We start from the raw sequence: 15672 nt of genomic DNA, 5'->3' as shown, positions 1-15672 counted from the left end.
GGCGGGCACCGTCAGGTTAATGAGTTGACGTCACAGAGCGCCACGGGATCAGCCGGTCAGAAGCCAGCAACAAGGCCCGTCACCTCGGCCCAAGTCATAAAGGCCTGGGCTCGGGAGGTGCGATGTTCTGCGGCAGTAGTGTTAGCGGTGCGGTGGAAGAGGTTTGCGACCTGATCATGAATTGAGAGAAAGCGCTGGGCCTGCCCGGCTGATTTGAAGCGCTTCATGATGCGTTCGCGTCGTCGGGTCGGCTGATGAGAATTCTCGGCTCGATTATTCAAGCCTTTGTGCTGGCGATGCTCCACGCTGGGCATAACCTTGTTTCTCGCGGCGGCGTAGCTGGCCAGCTTGTCAGTGATCATCACGCGCGGTGTGATACCTTGCTTCTTGAGCAGCTTGCGCAGCAGACGCTTGGCGGCTTTTGTATTGCGGCGGCTCTGCACCAGAATATCGAGCACGACTCCATGCTGGTCGACGGCTCGCCAGAGCCAGTGCTTCCGACCTGCAATACTGATCGCGACCTCATCAAGGTGCCATTTGTCTTCCGGTGCCGGAAGACGCCTGCGGATTTGCGCGGCAAACTCCTGGCTAAACTTCAGGGCCCACTGCCGCACCGTCTCATGATTGACCCCGATCCTGCGGGCGGCGAGCATCTCCTCGACCATGCGCAGGCTCAAGGGAAACCGGAAGTACAACCAGACAGCATGGCTGATCACCTCAGCCGGGAAGCGGTGGCGGGCGGATGACGGGTCGGATTCATCCCTTACATATGCCCCGATCCGGTCACCCTCTGGTTAACTTGACGATGCCCAACAAGGCGATCCGCCGCCGCCGGACAGTGCTCACATAGCCTTTTCAAGTGCGGCTTCGCCGACCTGCTTGTCCCTGGTCCGCAAATAAACGCCGTGCTCAATCTGCTGCCTGCGCAGTTCCTGAACGTCGATCTCTGCCGGGGTTCTGTTTCCTCTTACGGAGATTTTGGCGGCTCGGCCGGCTGCCTCTCCCATGGCCATGCAGGTGGCCATCACTCGGATGGCGCCCATGGCCTCATGGGTGGCGGAGATGCTGCGTCCGGCGACAATCAGGTTACTCACCTTGGTCGGAATGAGCGAGCGGTACGGAATGTCGTAGCAGTCACCGCACCATATCAGCGTGCAACCGTCGTCCGCCGGACGGTGGATATCAATGGGGTAGCTCGCAACTGCAATGGCGTCATCGAAATGCCGGCAACCCAGCACGTCTTCCTGCGTCATCACGTATTGACCTACGATCCGCCGCGTTTCGCGAATGCCAATAAACGGCGCCGTCTTCGTGAAGCGTGCCTTCTCGAAGCCTGGAACATAGTTCACCAGATAGGTAATAATATCGTCGATCTGCCGACGACCCTCGATCTCGCCTCGGGTGAGGCTCTCGGCACTGGTTCCGTCGACCCCCTTCACCCGGGTCATGTTGATCCAAACCTCACCTTCACGGAGGCCCGTGATGATGATGGTACGCTCATTGGGGATCTTGAGGCCCATCTCAGTCTGCGCTTTCGCGATGAGTTCGCGCAGGCCTACAATGATGAACTGATGGTTCTGGCCAAAATACTCCGCCGGGATGAAATCGGTCAGATAGGTGCGTGCACCCTTCGGCTGTTCGGCAATACTCATCCGAAGCTTCTCGGTGTCAACACCTGCTAGGCAGAACATAAGGGTCGGGGGCTGCATGCCGCCGTTCTCGTTGCCCTTTTCACAGGGCACCCCCGCGCGATACGCTACATCGGCATCGCCGGTGCAATCGATGACGACCTTGCCCATGATGGCGCCGCGGCCGCTTTTGCTTTCGGTGATCACGCCGCAAATTCTGTCGCCGTCCATCACGACGCCCGCACAGAACGTATAAAACCGTACATCAACGCCGGCTTCGGTCAACATTTCGAGCGCCACTGTCTTGACCGCTTCCGGCTCGACAAGGGTGATGCCCATGTGCAGCGGGCATGGCCGATGCTCGCTCGCGCCGCTGCGCGCTTTGAGCCGGTCGATGAACTTTTGCGGAAGACCTTCAATGATTTGGTTGCCCTTTTGACCCAGGAAGCCCAGAACTGGCAATCCGATTGTCATGTTGCCACCGACGAAGCTGCGACTCTCGATGAGACCGACCCGCAGCCCGTCTTCGGCGGCGGCAAGGGCGGAGGTAAGCCCGGCTGGACCACCGCCAACGACGAGAACGTCATAGTCAGCAATAACGGGTGTCGTCCGGGCGGGTTCCTGGATGGAACGGGCTGTCTGGGTCGTCATTGATTGCCTCTCTTTCAGAGTGGAACGTGGCGTTTCCATACGGTCCATGATGGCGGCGATGCAGGTCGCCTATCGAGCGCCGGGCGGGAGCTTCGCCCGGCGTTTTTTATTCACCGATCAGGTCGGAAGCAGCGGCTTGATGCGAGACGAGATACTTGCGATGGCCTCGTTAACCGGCTTACGGCCAAGCACCGCAAGTTGCACCTCTTCGAGGAAGATGGATTGAGCCCGCGCGGCTTCTGGGAACGGGGGGAATGCCCCGCGTGCATTCGCTAGCGCAGCAGCCTCTACCGCGGCCACGGGGTTCTTGCCGGCGAACGACCCGTCCTTGTAGGTCGATACCCGCACCGGTCCGTTGCCGTTGATCGCCATGCCGAGGGTCACCCGCTTGCTTGAGACCTCGCGAATGAACTTCCAGGACAGGTCCTTGTCGCGGGAATTCGCCGGGATGACCATGCCCCAGGACTCGACGACCGTGGCCATCGGAGTCTTGCCTTTGAGAGCCGCCGAGACCGGGAACTCAATAACCTTGATCTTTCCGGGGAACTTGCTCTGCTCCGGATTGTTGAGCTGCGCGTGCCGCGCGAAGGGCAGCACCGTAAAGGCCGCACGGCCCTGTTGGATCCACGTGACCTGATCATCGTTCTTGGTCGTGGCGTAACTACGGGGCAGTGCTCCCGCATCGAACATGTTCCTGAGAACTGTCAGCCCCTTCTCCATGGCGGCTGAATCCGGGACCAGCTCAAACTTCTTGGTCAGGAAGTCGCCACCAAAGGCGCGGGCAAACATCACCGGGAAGACAGCGAGGTCGCTCGCCAGAACCATACCCGAAACGCGCGTACCGCTCTTCGAGGTAAATGTCAGCTTCTGCGCCTGCTCCACCAACTCCTCAAGCGTTGACGGAGGTGCAGTGATCCCCTGCTCTTCGAGAAGAGCCTCGTTGTAGAACAGACCCTGTGTGGCGTGGCGAACCGGGATACCGATCAACTTGCCGTCAACCGTCATCCCCTGCACGAGACCCGGCGCGATGTCGTCGAAGGCCTCAATTGGCTCCTTCTTCAGGTACTCGTCGAGCGGCTCGAACATGGCAGCGATCTGGCTCGTCGGCCGGTTGTCGATCATATAGCCCACGTTGAACTCGGTGGAATTCAGGCTCGCTTCGCGGAAGAGGCGGTCCTGAAGCGGATTGGAGTCGAAGGTGCTCCAGGCGATGTCGACATCGTTGGCCGAGCGCCAGTCCTTGAGGAGGTCGCCATCACCGGAGCCGAGGACCGTTTGATGGACCTTGTGACTGAGCACATTCAGTGTCTTGCTAGCCGCGAACGACCGCCCGGCTGCAAGAATGGCGACACCGCCGAGTGCTGTGCCGAGAAGATGACGCCGTGTAATGGTCATGGACGACTTGGCTGACATGGTTTCCTCCCTTTTCAGCTTGTTGGACTAGCCCTTTGTCGCGCCGGCCGTGAGGCCGGCCACGAGGTATCGGTTCATCAGGACGACGAACAGCAAAACGGGGATCAGCTGGATGGTCGATGCGGCGAACAGTACGCCCCAGTCGACACCATCAATCGATCCGATCATCTCCGAGATCACGAGCGGCGCTGTCTTCGCGTTCGTTGCCGTGAAGATGAAGGCGAACAGGAACTCGTTCCACGCGAACACCACGACAAAGACGGCGACCGCGAGGATCCCGGGCGCTGCGAGTGGCACAATGATCCGGCGCAGCGTGGTCATACGAGTTGCGCCGTCAATTTGTGCTGCCTCGTCCAGCTCCCGTGGGATCTGGTCGATGAAGGTCCGCATCAGTACGGTTCCAAGTGACACGAAAAAGGTCGCGTAGAGCACAACCAGGACGATATGAGTGTCGTTGAGACCCATCGCATTGATGATCGGGAAGAGCGGCAAGGTCACGACAATCGGTGGGATGAGACGCACGATGATCAGGAACAGGACGCTGGCATTTAGGAAGCGGCTGCTGTAGCGCGAGTAGACATATCCAGCGCTTGTGCTGGTCATGATTGCTAGCGCGGTTGCACCAATCGTGATGATCGTACTGTTGAAGAGCCCAGCGAAGAACATCCCCCAGTCAGACCAAAGCTTGCCGTAGTGGTGCCAAGTTGGCGTGAACACAAACTTCGGGGGCACCGCGAAGATGTCCTGCCCTGGCTTGAAGGCGGACATGATGATGAAGGCGATGGGAAAGAGCGACCAGATCAGGATCGCGCAGACGGCGATGGCTTTCCCGAGCCCGATGGCGAGTTTATCAGTGCGCATTGCCGACCACCTGCTTGCGAAGAAGGAACACGTAGCCAGCCGCTAGGATGAGGGATGCGACAACCATGATCCAGGCAGTGGCGGCGGCCGTGCCGAAGGCGTTGAACCGGAAAGCTTCCTGATAAAGGTAGACGGCGACCACCTCGGTTGAGCGCGCCGGTCCGCCCTGCGTCATCAGCCAGACCTCTGAGAAGATGCGGAAGGCGAAAATGTAGCGGAACAGGAGAGCCACAACGATTGCAGGACCGAGAAGCGGCATCGTGACGTGCCGGAAGGCGGCGTAGGGGGTCGCGCCATCGATGCGGGCGGCTTCGTACAGGTCTTTCGGGATCGCCAGCCGTGCCGCGTACAGGATGATGAAGGTAAAGGGCAGGTGCAGCCAGATCGTCAGCAGCCCAATCATGACGAGAGCGTGGGATGGCTCGAACGACCAGTCGAGAGCCGGGAGGCCGAGGGACGCCAGAGCAACAGTGACTGGTCCGACGTCTGGATCGAAGAGGAAGCGCCACATAGCCACCGCGATCACCTCGCTAACGGCATAGGGAGCGAGAACCGCGACCAAAAGAATACGCCGGAACGGCAATCCGCTGGCGAACAGGAGAGCCATCCCCAAGCCGATTGCGAGTTCGAGATGGACAGCGAAGACGACGATGAGGACCGTATTCCCCAAGGCGTGGAGGAAGGCCGGGTCCGTCAGAGTGCGGATATAGTTGTCGAAGCCGACGAAGGTGGCAGACTGCCCGAACGTCGAGGAGTTCAGGCTGAGCCACACAACATACAGCGACGGTATGACAATAACGCTCAGGATCAGAATATGCACCGGTGCCAAAAAGGGCACAGCCGGGGCGATGGTCTTGGTGTTGGAACGCAAGTTGCTCCTCCCATTCGAGCGTCTTGTTGCCGGCGCATTCTTATGTGACGCTTCGGCTCTGATGTTCAGGCACTCCTATGTCGTGTTCACGGCCGTATAGACGGGTGGTTCAGCGTTCTCCTTTGGAGAGAGGCCGGACACGGGCGCCCCGAACCGACGCACGGACGCGCGATCCTGCCGGCTTGCATGAAGGATGGTGGGAGTGGGCGGGGACACGTCGCCCTCCATTCTCATTTTCAATCGCTCCCAAGCGGCGCTGGCGATCTCGTCGACAGGCTGGCGTATCGCCGTGAGAGGCGTCTTACGCGCGCTCATCCAGGGGTAGTCGTCGAAGGCGATGAGAGAGACCTGCTCGGGAACGTCGATACGACGTTTAGCAAGAGCGGTCAGAACGGCCAATGTGGTGACGTTCGTCAACGCCAGGACTGCCGAAGGCACCGTGTTGCCTTCGATCCAGTCGGCGAACAACTCGGCGCCGCGATCAGCATTCGAGCCCACTTCGACCGCGATGGGATTGTGGGCGCCACGGCTCCGCGCTGCTGCCGTGGCGCCTCTGATGCGCTCCCGGATCGGCGCGATATCAAGGTGGGACGCGGCTAACACGATGTCGGTGTGGCCCATGTCAAGTAACCGGCGGACGGCGATCTCACCGGCTTCGAAGTTGTCGATCGTCACGGTGTCGACCATGGCGGAGTCCGCAATCACACGATCAACCAAAACCATGGGAAGCCGTCCGACCTCGCGGGAGAGGATGGCGGGCATCCGATTGGAACAGGGAACGGCAATAATCCCGGAGGGCCGCCAGCCAAGGAGGGTCTGTAACCGCGATTCCTCGATCTCTCTCTCGTCGCGTGAGCTCGCGACGATGACATCGTAGCCATCCTTTTGTGCCATCACTTCCAGGCGGGAGATGAGAGAGGTGAAGAAGGTGTCATCGAGATCTGGAACAAGCACCCCCACTACTTGACCCCGTCCGGATCTAAGCTGCGAGGCAGCACGGTTAACTTGATAGGAAAGCTCCTTTGCAGCCTGTTCAACTTTCGTCCGCAGATCCGCATTCACCGGCTTGCGACCGCTGAAGACGTTGGACACTGTTGCAATCGACACCCCGGCACGAGTGGCGACTTCCTTCAGGGTGGCTCTCTTTCGCTTGATCATCAGGAAACTTGTTAAACGTTTTACAGTTAAACGTTTAACAGCAGCTGCTCCGATGCGCAAGGAAAAGTTGCAAATTGTTGGGGAGTTCGGAACCGCCACGTACCAGTGGGGCGAGGCCGCAACTGGCGGCAATTGCAGGCGAAAGCAGGGCCGAACTTGAGAACCCATTGCCGGACTGTGGGGAGCATAAGGAAACGTCGGGCAACAATGTCGCCCGTGGCCTTGGCTATTATCGCCCGGGCGCTGATCTGACTTGATCGCCGTCTTCCGGAGGGGACCTGCAGATTCCGATTGGCACTGTTGCAGTAACTTGAAAAGGGCATAACGAACCCAGTTCAATGGCCTTTCAAGCTGCAAGTCCGAAGAGCTTCTCAATGAGACGGATTTCGCCTGTCACGCCAGCATACCTCAGCATGCAGTGACCTCGGCGGACCATTCGCATGATTTCAAACCCCGTCAGGGTCGTCGAGGCAGTCTTCATTCGCTGGAAGCGGCGGGTGGCCGGATCACGCGCTTGAGTGCGCCATGATCCGCCTCAATGATGTTATTCAAGTATTTCGAGGTGCGGTGTTCGACAGCCTGCGGCAGCAGCCCTTCGTTCTGCAAGCGCCGAATGGCCTTCGGATATGAGGCCAATTTGTCGGTCGTGATGGATGAGGGAGGATAGTCGCTCACCGCCCTCAGAGCTTTGCGCAGGAAGCGATACGCCGCTCCCGTATCACGCCGATCGGATAACATGGAGGCAATCAGCCGACCGTGCTTGTCGACCGCTCGAAATAAGTACCGCCAGCGTCCGCCAACTCGTACATAGGTCTCATCCACCCGCCACGAGCCTGAGCGAGGTCCCTGGTATGGTCGCATCCGCTTCTCAATCTCCGGTGCATAGCGTTGGACCCAACGAAGGAGCGTGCTTGGATTGACGCTGACACTGCGCTCGGACATTATTTCTGCCAGATCGCGATAGCTGATCCCGTACTTGCAGTACCAGCGCACGCACAGCAGGATGATCGCGACCGGAAAGCGGCGGCGCTTGAACAGAGACAATAGGACGGCTCCTCAGGTAGTCGCCCTTTGCTAACCCGCCAAGGTTAATGCAACGGAGCCGACCAGACCGACATCCCGGTCGCCCACACTCACGCGCTGCTCGAGGTCTGGGCCGGCGAAGTCGCCTACACCCGCACAGCCCTGCCGATCGGTGAAGGTCATGCTCTGGTCGACGAGATCATCCGGCCCCGTGTCCTGCATCTCGTCACCGTGGAGTTTGCATCCGACGAGGAGGCGAGGGGCTTTCATCCCCCCGAGTGGTTCGGGCCTGAGGTGACGAACGATCCCCGCTACACCAAACAGTCCATAGCCCTGAGAGGGCTCGACGACGCTCCGGAGATTCCATTGTCCGATGCGGCGCTCAACAGCCTGATCGATACTCTGGATGGCCACTTCCCCACTCAGCCGCGGATGGCCAGCGACCGGCCCAAGGGCAAGCAGGTGCCGGTGACCCGTGCCAAGGCCCAGACCAGCGGCGACACCGTCAAGGCCAACCTCGACGAGATCGAGCAGGCGATGATGCACGAGATGGAGAAGACGCTCCAGAAGGGCAATCCCACGTAAGAGCACTTCCAGGATGCCTGACGCTCGTTCGCCGATACGGCATCATCCGGTGCTCTATCGGCGCAACCCGGAGCAGGGCAGGGCGCGCTTCTTCAGCATGATGATCGAGCGTGATCTGTTCGGCACGATCCGGCTGGTGCGGAACTGGGGCTTCGTGGGCTCCAAGGGCCAGGAGAAGGTCGAGATCTTTCCTGATGAAGCCAAGGCCGCGGTCGCGCTGCAAACTTGGGCAGAAACCCTGCGCCGGAAGGGCTATACCGACCTCTGACTGCTCGGAAGAGGGCCGCTGCGTTGTTCTAGAGCATCGGACTGGAAATCCGACTCCCGGGGTTTTGGGCTGGCGCGATCCGTGATTCACTTGCTGGAACGGGAGGTGGATCATGGGTCATTGCTATTCCCTGGATCTGCGGGTGCGCGTCGCCGACTTTGTCGAGGCCGGTCATTCCTGCCGAGCGGCAGCCGAGCACTTTGACGTCAGCGAGAGCTTGGCCATCAAGCTGGTGCGGCGAACGCGGGACACCGGCTCGCCGGCGCCGGCCCGGCAAGGCCGCCCGCCCGGACGCGGCAAGCTGGTGGCTTATGAGAGCTTCCTGATCCAGACGGTCGAGGCCCACCCCGCCATCACCATGCCCGAACTGGCCGCGAGGCTGCTGGAGGAACACGGGGTGATGGCAGCTCCCGCAATGCTCTCGCGCTTTCTGTGCCACCGCGGCTTCAGCTATAAAAAAGTCCTGATGGCGGCGGAATGCGCACACGCCGCCGTGCGGGATGAGCGCCGCGTCTGGCATACCCACCGTCAGCCGCATATGCGCCAAGAGCCGCACCGCTTGATCTTTCTCGATGAGACGTACGTCAACACCAAGATGACGCGCCTGCGCGGACGTTCTCGCCGCGGCCAGCGCCTGCGCATGAAAGCTCCCTTTGGACACTGGACAACCCATACCTTTGTAGCCGGGCTACGGTGCAGCGAGTTGAGCGCTCCGTGGGTGATTGATGGCCCGATCACCCGCTTGGCGTTTGAGGCTTATATCGAGACCCAGCTCGCGCCGACGCTGCACCAAGGCGACGTGGTAATCCTCGACAACCTGGCGGCCCACAAGAGCGAGAAGGCCGCCCAATGCCTGAAGCAACGCGGAGCCTGGTTTCTGTTCCTGCCCCCGTACAGTCCGGACATGAACCCGATTGAGCAGGCCTTCGCCAAGGTCAAGGCACACCTGCGCAAAGCTGAAGCCCGAACCTTTGACGCGCTTTGGCGCGCCCTCGGCGACATCTGCAATCTCTTCGAGCCGCACGAGTGTTGGAACTTCCTCAGGGCGGCCGGATATGCGTCCGTTTAACCGTCCGGTGCTCTAGGCCTTAGTTCTAGGTTCGGGAGGTTCGCGGACATTCATTAGCGCCAAGCAAGATTGTCCGGCCTGAGCTTCAGCGTCGGTCGACCAGTCATGCGATCCTTTCGGCAATCATCGGCGTTTCTTGTCTGCGGCGCAGCGGGACCTTCGGTCCAAATTAACCCAGCCGGCTGCGGCCGTTGGAACAGCCGAACGGAGATCAATCATGGCCGATGCAAAACAAACCAGCTTCGAGGTTCCTGCGCAAATGCGTGAGGGGGCCGAGAAAAGTCTCGAACAGGCCCGCCATGCGCTGGACACCTTCCTGGGGGCAGCCCGCAGGGCGGCTGAAACCATGGAGCAATCGGCTGACACGGCTCGGGCCAGCGCTCGAGACGTAACCCAAAGGACATTTACCTCCGCGGAGGAGAACATCCATGCTGCGCTGGACATGGCCGAGCGGCTTGTCCGAGCCAGGAATCCGCAGGAAGCCGCGCAGATCCAAGCGGATTTCGTGCGCTCGCAATTTGAGGCCATGCAGGCGCAGATGCGCGAGTTCGGCGCCAGCATGCAATCGGCTCTGAGCCAGGCAGCCTCGGGTCAGACGAGCACAGATCAGACCGGCGGAACGGCGGGCTCAAGAAGCAGAAGCACCAGAAAGTAAGGCCGGAGTAGCGGGAGCTCGAAGTGAGTAGGCCTCGGTCAATCCGTCTATGGTCGGGGCCGCACTCACTGACACCTTCTCCCTATCGTTCGAGCACATAAGTGCCTGGCGCGTCCTGCAGGGGCGGGTACTTGGAGCTGCCCATCTGGGGTGGTGCGCTTTTCCGCCCCGACCGAGCTGCAAGCCACGCCGTCCAGTCGGACCACCAGCTGCCCTCATGCCGCGTGGCACGCTGCCGCCATTCCTCCGGATTGCTCGCGGATGCCGCGTTTTCGTCCTGCGTCCAGTAGGTGCCTTTGCCACCCGGTGGGTTGATGATTCCGGCAATATGGCCGCTGGAGGCCAGCACGAAGCGTACATTGCCGCCGAACAGTTGTGTGATACGCCAGGCCGCATCCCAGGGCACGATGTGGTCCTTTTCTGCTCCGACCGCATAGGTATCCTGGCGAATGTGGCCGAGATCAAGCGCCTCGCCCTTAAGCGTAATCTTGCCGGGTTTGATCAGGTTGTTCTCAACATAGGTGTTGCGCAGGTACCAACTGTGGGCCGCGCGGGCCATCCGGGTGCCGTCGCTGTTCCAGTACAGGAGATCAAAGGTGGGCGGCTTGTTGCCCATCAGATAGTTGTTGACCACGTTGGCCCAGATCAGATCGTTCGAGCGCAGCAGGTTGAACATGCTGGACATCTCGCGGCTGTCGAGATAGCCGCGCTCCATCATCTGTTGTTCGATCAAGTCCACCCCCGGCTCGTCCATGAAGACGGCAGTGTCGCCCACGCGCGAGAAATCTTGCAGCGAGACCATGAAGCTGGCAGAGGTGAACCGCTTGTCACCCTTGGCCGCAAGGGCCGCCAGCGTCATCGTCAGCAGCGTCCCACCGATGCAGTAGCCCATGGTGTTGACCGTGGGACTGCCCGTGATCTCGCGCACGACATCGCTGGCCTCGAGCGGGCCGAGGTCCATGTAGTCCTCGATGCCAATCTCATCCATGGAGGCATCCGGGTTCTTCCAGGAGATCAGGAAGACTGTGAACCCTTGCTCGACTAGATAGCGCACTAGGCTGTTCTTCGGCTGCATGTCGAGGATGTAGTACTTGTTGATCCAGGGTGGCATGATCAGCAGCGGCGTCTTGTGAACCTTCTCGGTTGTGGGCGCATACTGGATCAGCTCAATCAGGCGGTTGCGGTGGACCACCTTTCCGGGGGTGAGGGCAAGATTCCGTCCCGGCGCGAAAGCCTCCGTGTCGACCATGCTGAGGCGCCCGGCCTGAAGATCCGTGATCAGATTAGCGGCGCCCGCCGTGATACTGGTCCCTCCTGTCTCAACAGCCTTCTGCAGTGCTGCCGGGTTTGACAACAGCATCAGCGCGGGGCTCATCGCGTCCACGAACTGCCGCAGATGAAAGTTGATGCGCCGCTGCTCGGCCTCGTCCATGCCCTCCACGTCGCCCTGTTGCAGGAGCCAGTCCGACGCGAGCAGATAGATCTGCTGGAGGGTGCGATAAACCGGGTTCGTGTGCCACTCGGGGGCGGCGAACCGCTTGTCTGCGGCGGAAGCTGGTCTTTCGGCTGACGGTGAGCCCGCAAGGCCCAGCCAGCGCTGCCCTGCTTCGTGCCACACGTCGAGCGCGGAGCGCCAGAGATCCTGGTTGAAGTCCGCAACGGACAAGGCTGTGCTGGGCTTGTTCAGCGAGCGCAACGAGACAATCCGCAGAGCCCGGGCGATCTCGGCCCAGTCGACCGGCACGACCTCCCGCAGGGGATTGGCATTCCACATCTGGTCGATAGAACGAAGGGTGGGATCTCTGGCTAGGCTCTCCTGGAGTTGACCGACTCCTCCAGCGATAAGACTTGAAGAAGGGTTGTTCGTTGTCATCTCCCACCACGCTGCGCCGGGATCCAAGGGAGGTCGGACTGCGGCGGACATCTGGTCCATCCACGAGGCCCAAAGACCCAGCATCACATCGGGTCCGGGCATGTTGCCGCTTACCTGCGCTTGCGTTTTGTGATTGTCCTCACCAGCCATGAGCTTCCTCCAGAGTGGTAATGAGCTGCTCTCAAGAATCTTCTCCAGGAAAAGACCTTGAGGCGCTCGTTTCTGCACCGCGTCGCAGAGACAGTGGAGCAAAACCAAAGGGCGGATCTCCGGAAGCTGTGTTGTCCATCGCTGCACCTGCGCGAGTACGCGGTCATAGACCAACGCACAATCGGACCGGACGGTCTTATGTGATCCCAAGCCATCGCGGTCTATAAAGTTGCCGAAACAAAGGTGCTTTGTGTTCACCTTTCTCGCAGAGCTTCGGGTCATTCAATGAACCCACTCAACGCTGCCGCGTTGGTCCGGGAGCTCAGAGAAAGAGTGAGCACCGTCATGACAAAGTCCCAGGATCGGGCAGCGATCCAAGACAAACCAGCATTGAACCCCGGAGATGTGGCTCAACCTGATACGCCGGGGACAGGCGAGGATATCTGCCCCGACTGCAAAGGTTCCGGCCAAATCGGTAACGAGCCTTGCCCTGCCTGCGGAGGCACCGGCAAGATAATTGAGGGAATTGGCGGTGGGTAGGATATCTTAGATTTTCGGATAGTGCCGGCCCTCAGAGGAGGCAGATCATCCGCGGAGTGGTATCACAGACACTGCTCACAACCCTCAAGAAGAACTCCGCACCCGGTTATCGGCTCTGCCACAGGTCTTGGTCGGTTAGGAGACAACGTGTCAAGTGAGAAGAGGGCGTGCTCTCGCTGAATCCCGAGAGTCATAGCTCAATCGGTATCGCCACTTTGCGTCCTAATAAATCGTCGTCCGTGAAGAATTCCGATCCTATTGGGGCGATTGGGATATTGGTCGTATCGCCAGCTTCGGATTTGCAGGATTGCGGGGCGACAACGGTGGATTTCCTGCGTTTTCCGTTGCCGCTCCAGCCCAGGATCTGATTCAATCGGGAGCACTCCACCCGGCCGGAGTTGCGCCATGTCGAAGTCGAAAGACGAGCGCCAGAAGGACCTGTTCCGCCCCACCTTGGACAGCATCATCGACCTGAAGCATCCCCTGGTGCTGCTCGCCCAGCGCATCGATTGGGCGTTCCTCGAACGCCGCCTCGGCGGCGTCTACAGGCCGGGACCGGGCCAGCCGCCCCTGCCGGTGCGATTGATGGCTGGCCTGATGATCCTCAAGCACATGGAGAGCCTGTCCGACGAGGCACTGTGCGCCCGCTTTCTCGACAGCCCTTACGTGCAGTTCTTCTGCGGCGAGGTCAGCTTCCGCCATGATCTGCCGTTCGATCGCTCGTCCCTGACGCGGTGGCGCCAGCGGTTAGGCGAGGAGCATCTGACTGCCCTGCTGCAGGAGAGCCTTTCCGTGGCGCATCAGACTGGAGCTCTGGCGACGAAGGATCTCGAGCGGGTCGCCGTCGACACCACGGTGCAGCCCAAGGCGGTGGCTTATCCCACCGATGCCCGCCTGATGCACCGGGCCCTGATCAAGTTGGTGGAACTCGCCAGGAGGTGTGGTGTCAGACTGCGCCAGAGCTATCGAAGAGTGGCCAAGCACGCCCTGATCCGGATCGGCCGCTATCAGCATGCGCATCAGTTCAAGCGGGCGAACCGCGAGCTGCGGTTTCTGCGTGCCCGGCTCGGGCGGGTGATCCGGGACGTACGCCGCAAGATCAAAGGCGATACGGCTCTGGAGGAGCGCTTCGGCCCGCTGCTTGCCCTGGCGGTCCGGGTTCGGCAGCAGACCCAACGCCAACGCGGGCCCAAGGTCTACGCGCTGCATGCGCCCGAGGTGGAATGCATCGGCAAGGGTAAGGCCCGCACGCCGTACGAGTTCGGCTGCAAGGTGAGCATCGCCACTCCGGTGACGAAGCCCAAGGGCGGTCAGTTCGTCCTCCATGCCCGGGCGTTGCACGGCAATCCATATGACGGCCATACGCTGGCGGCCGCGGTAGCGGATGTGGCGGCGATGACCGGGATTGAGGTCAAACGCACGCATGTCGACAAGGGCTACCGCGGGCACAACCACCCGAACCGCTTTCAGGTCTGGATCTCAGGCCAGGTGCGCCGGACCACGGCTGCTCTCAAACGTGAGATGAAGCGGCGGGCCGCCATCGAGCCGGTGATCGGGCATCTGAAAGCCGAGCACCGGATGAGCCGCAATCATCTGAAAGGCCGTGACGGCGACCGCATCAACGCAGTGCTGGCGGCGATCGGCTACAACTTCTCACTCCTGCTGCGGTGGCTGGCGGCGCTTTTATGGGCCCTTGTCCTGTTGTTGGTCGGATATGCTCCACCGACGCAACGCGCGTGACTCAAGCCGACAGAACATTCTTCACGGACGACTAAATCTCCTCAATCGCCACGTGTGATGCCGATAGCACCGTGGTTCTGATACCAGCGGCTCGCACCGTCATGGAACGGGAGAAAGGAGTTGCGGGTGAAGTTCGCCGGCACCGTCTCGGCTGCGGCCGAGTGGACCTCGACCAACTCGTCATGGTTCGCGAAAACGGCGTCAACGATTGCATAAACGAGGTCCGCGGGAACATCACGATGAGCGACCGCGAAGTTGTAAAGCCCGACCGTCCCGTAGTTATTTCTCAGGGATGGGTAGGTGCCCGCTCCGACCACAGAGGTCCCAAGTTCCGGCATGGCGAGACGCAGATCGCGGATCTGTTGCGGAGTAACGGGTAGGTAACGGACCTTTCCCTTTTGTTCGAGATCAATAAACGAGGGAAATGGAACGCCAGCGGCAACTGCGAGCCCATCAAGAGCTCCAGCCTGAACCTGGTTCGCCAGTTCTGCCCACTCGCCATGAACAAGTGAAGCGTCAACTTTTAGAACCTTGAAGAACTCGGGAATGTAGGCTCCCGATGTGCCACCCTGCGGGCCGACCCCGATGCGCTTACCACTGAGTTCGCCCACTGAGTGGATCCCAGATTCCTCGCGGACCATGAACTGGAATGGCGTGTCGTACATGGGGAAGAGGGCGCGCATCGTCCTCAGCTGTTTGCCTCCAGTCCAAGGAGCTGATCCGTTCCAGCCCTGCAGAGCGACACCAAGGGTGACAAACCCGACTTGGATCTCGCCTGCTTCTAGCAAGAGGATGTTCTGCCCTGGTCCTTCGGTTGCTCGGGCTACCACTGGAATGTTAAGAGCACGCGTCAGGATCCGTGCTAGCCCTCCGCCATAGGCATGATATGTGCCTCCCGGAGAGGCTGTGCCGATCGTCAGCGATGCAGGCCAATGCGGCTCTACTGCAGAAGCCGGCTGATACCCTGAACACAGCACCAGAAACATCGCGAAGAATTTCGCAGCGATTCGAAGCATGAGAACCTCCCTCGCTTTCGATGACGCGGTGCCGTTTCACGTTAATTCGCATTGTCGGAAGACAGTTTCTCCTAAGCGGTGGGTATTGTGAAGCGACATTGTGCGGTAATCGCATGAACCTAGTATCGGAAAGCCTGTTCACCACGGCATGCTATGGCTATCCGGCCTAGC

Annotated in this window: 15 protein-coding genes and 1 pseudogene; 5 read left to right on the top strand and 11 right to left on the bottom strand. The window is 60.3% G+C overall.

Annotated features, from left to right (window positions below; translation table 11 throughout):
* Nucleotides 1–56: 56 nt before the first annotated feature.
* The 8 genes and pseudogenes from JO965_RS43900 to JO965_RS48765 form a co-directional block, all read right to left on the bottom strand.
* The gene (locus JO965_RS43900; protein ID WP_203447919.1) at nucleotides 57–779 is read right to left on the bottom strand and encodes an IS6 family transposase; all 723 of its coding nucleotides are present in this window, start codon (nucleotides 777–779) and stop codon (nucleotides 57–59) included.
* Between the two features lie 63 nt (nucleotides 780–842).
* The gene (locus JO965_RS43895; RefSeq protein ID WP_203447849.1) at nucleotides 843–2279 is read right to left on the bottom strand and encodes an FAD-dependent oxidoreductase; all 1437 of its coding nucleotides are present in this window, start codon (nucleotides 2277–2279) and stop codon (nucleotides 843–845) included.
* Nucleotides 2280–2396: 117 nt separating this feature from the next.
* Nucleotides 2397–3692: an ABC transporter substrate-binding protein gene (locus JO965_RS43890; protein ID WP_203447848.1), complete on the bottom strand. Its 1296-nt coding sequence runs from the start codon at nucleotides 3690–3692 to the stop codon at nucleotides 2397–2399.
* A gap of 27 nt (nucleotides 3693–3719) precedes the next feature.
* Complete coding sequence (locus JO965_RS43885; RefSeq protein ID WP_203447847.1) at nucleotides 3720–4553, bottom strand: carbohydrate ABC transporter permease; 834 nt, start codon at nucleotides 4551–4553, stop codon at nucleotides 3720–3722.
* Nucleotides 4543–5424, bottom strand: a complete 882-nt coding sequence (locus tag JO965_RS43880; RefSeq protein ID WP_246777320.1) for a carbohydrate ABC transporter permease — start codon at nucleotides 5422–5424, stop codon at nucleotides 4543–4545. The genes JO965_RS43885 and JO965_RS43880 overlap by 11 nt, the downstream gene beginning before the upstream one ends.
* Before the next feature lie 75 nt (nucleotides 5425–5499).
* Nucleotides 5500–6681, bottom strand: a complete 1182-nt coding sequence (locus tag JO965_RS43875; protein ID WP_203447846.1) for a LacI family DNA-binding transcriptional regulator — start codon at nucleotides 6679–6681, stop codon at nucleotides 5500–5502.
* 247 nt (nucleotides 6682–6928) lie between these two features.
* Nucleotides 6929–7626 (bottom strand): annotated as a pseudogene (locus tag JO965_RS43870) (IS6 family transposase).
* 30 nt (nucleotides 7627–7656) lie between these two features.
* Nucleotides 7657–7875 (bottom strand): hypothetical protein, encoded by a 219-nt coding sequence (locus JO965_RS48765; protein ID WP_246777319.1) that lies wholly within the window; start codon nucleotides 7873–7875, stop codon nucleotides 7657–7659.
* Nucleotides 7876–7899: 24 nt separating this feature from the next.
* Between JO965_RS48765 and JO965_RS48760 the strand changes: the two genes are divergently transcribed.
* The 4 genes from JO965_RS48760 (at nucleotide 7900) to JO965_RS43850 (ending at nucleotide 10182) form a co-directional block, all read left to right on the top strand.
* A complete protein-coding gene (locus JO965_RS48760) occupies nucleotides 7900–8190 on the top strand; it encodes a hypothetical protein (RefSeq protein WP_246777318.1) in 291 nt (96 codons plus the stop codon).
* A 13-nt stretch (nucleotides 8191–8203) separates the two neighbouring features.
* Entirely contained in the window at nucleotides 8204–8458 is a 255-nt protein-coding gene (locus JO965_RS43860; protein ID WP_203447845.1) for a WGR domain-containing protein, read from the top strand.
* A 112-nt stretch (nucleotides 8459–8570) separates the two neighbouring features.
* Entirely contained in the window at nucleotides 8571–9527 is a 957-nt protein-coding gene (locus tag JO965_RS43855; protein WP_203447844.1) for an IS630 family transposase, read from the top strand.
* A 217-nt stretch (nucleotides 9528–9744) separates the two neighbouring features.
* Complete coding sequence (locus tag JO965_RS43850; RefSeq protein ID WP_246777317.1) at nucleotides 9745–10182, top strand: phasin; 438 nt, start codon at nucleotides 9745–9747, stop codon at nucleotides 10180–10182.
* A gap of 82 nt (nucleotides 10183–10264) precedes the next feature.
* On the opposite strand, the gene JO965_RS43845 is transcribed toward JO965_RS43850, so the two are convergent.
* Together JO965_RS43845 and JO965_RS43840 are read right to left on the bottom strand one after the other, a co-directional pair.
* Nucleotides 10265–12205: an alpha/beta hydrolase gene (locus JO965_RS43845; RefSeq protein ID WP_203447843.1), complete on the bottom strand. Its 1941-nt coding sequence runs from the start codon at nucleotides 12203–12205 to the stop codon at nucleotides 10265–10267.
* Between the two features lie 730 nt (nucleotides 12206–12935).
* Nucleotides 12936–13118: a hypothetical protein gene (locus JO965_RS43840; protein ID WP_203447842.1), complete on the bottom strand. Its 183-nt coding sequence runs from the start codon at nucleotides 13116–13118 to the stop codon at nucleotides 12936–12938.
* A 32-nt stretch (nucleotides 13119–13150) separates the two neighbouring features.
* Here JO965_RS43840 and JO965_RS43835 point away from each other — a divergent pair, with 32 nt between their 5' ends.
* The gene (locus tag JO965_RS43835) at nucleotides 13151–14485 is read left to right on the top strand and encodes an IS5 family transposase (protein ID WP_203447841.1); all 1335 of its coding nucleotides are present in this window, start codon (nucleotides 13151–13153) and stop codon (nucleotides 14483–14485) included.
* Nucleotides 14486–14526: 41 nt separating this feature from the next.
* Here the strand turns inward: JO965_RS43835 and JO965_RS43830 are convergent, their stop codons facing one another.
* Complete coding sequence (locus JO965_RS43830) at nucleotides 14527–15501, bottom strand: TAXI family TRAP transporter solute-binding subunit (protein ID WP_256451959.1); 975 nt, start codon at nucleotides 15499–15501, stop codon at nucleotides 14527–14529.
* Nucleotides 15502–15672 lie beyond the last annotated feature (171 nt).

Source organism: Microvirga sp. VF16 (assembly GCF_016864375.1).
Taxonomy (GTDB): domain Bacteria; phylum Pseudomonadota; class Alphaproteobacteria; order Rhizobiales; family Beijerinckiaceae; genus Microvirga.
The sequence above is the reverse complement of the archived record's forward strand: the minus strand, read 5'-3'. Positions and strand labels throughout refer to the sequence as shown.

Bases quoted from the DNA above. Each gene is read 5' to 3' on its own strand.
- JO965_RS43895 (WP_203447849.1), bottom strand. From the start codon at position 2,279: ATGACGACCCAGACAGCCCGTTCCATCCAGGAACCCGCCCGGACGACA.
- JO965_RS43890 (WP_203447848.1), bottom strand. From the start codon at position 3,692: ATGTCAGCCAAGTCGTCCATGACCATTACACGGCGTCATCTTCTCGGC.
- JO965_RS43885 (WP_203447847.1), bottom strand. From the start codon at position 4,553: ATGCGCACTGATAAACTCGCCATCGGGCTCGGGAAAGCCATCGCCGTC.
- JO965_RS48765 (WP_246777319.1), bottom strand. From the start codon at position 7,875: ATGAAAGCCCCTCGCCTCCTCGTCGGATGCAAACTCCACGGTGACGAG.
- JO965_RS43860 (WP_203447845.1), top strand. From the start codon at position 8,204: ATGCCTGACGCTCGTTCGCCGATACGGCATCATCCGGTGCTCTATCGG.
- JO965_RS43855 (WP_203447844.1), top strand. From the start codon at position 8,571: ATGGGTCATTGCTATTCCCTGGATCTGCGGGTGCGCGTCGCCGACTTT.
- JO965_RS43850 (WP_246777317.1), top strand. From the start codon at position 9,745: ATGGCCGATGCAAAACAAACCAGCTTCGAGGTTCCTGCGCAAATGCGT.
- JO965_RS43845 (WP_203447843.1), bottom strand. From the start codon at position 12,205: ATGGCTGGTGAGGACAATCACAAAACGCAAGCGCAGGTAAGCGGCAAC.
- JO965_RS43835 (WP_203447841.1), top strand. From the start codon at position 13,151: ATGTCGAAGTCGAAAGACGAGCGCCAGAAGGACCTGTTCCGCCCCACC.
- JO965_RS43830 (WP_256451959.1), bottom strand. From the start codon at position 15,501: ATGCTTCGAATCGCTGCGAAATTCTTCGCGATGTTTCTGGTGCTGTGT.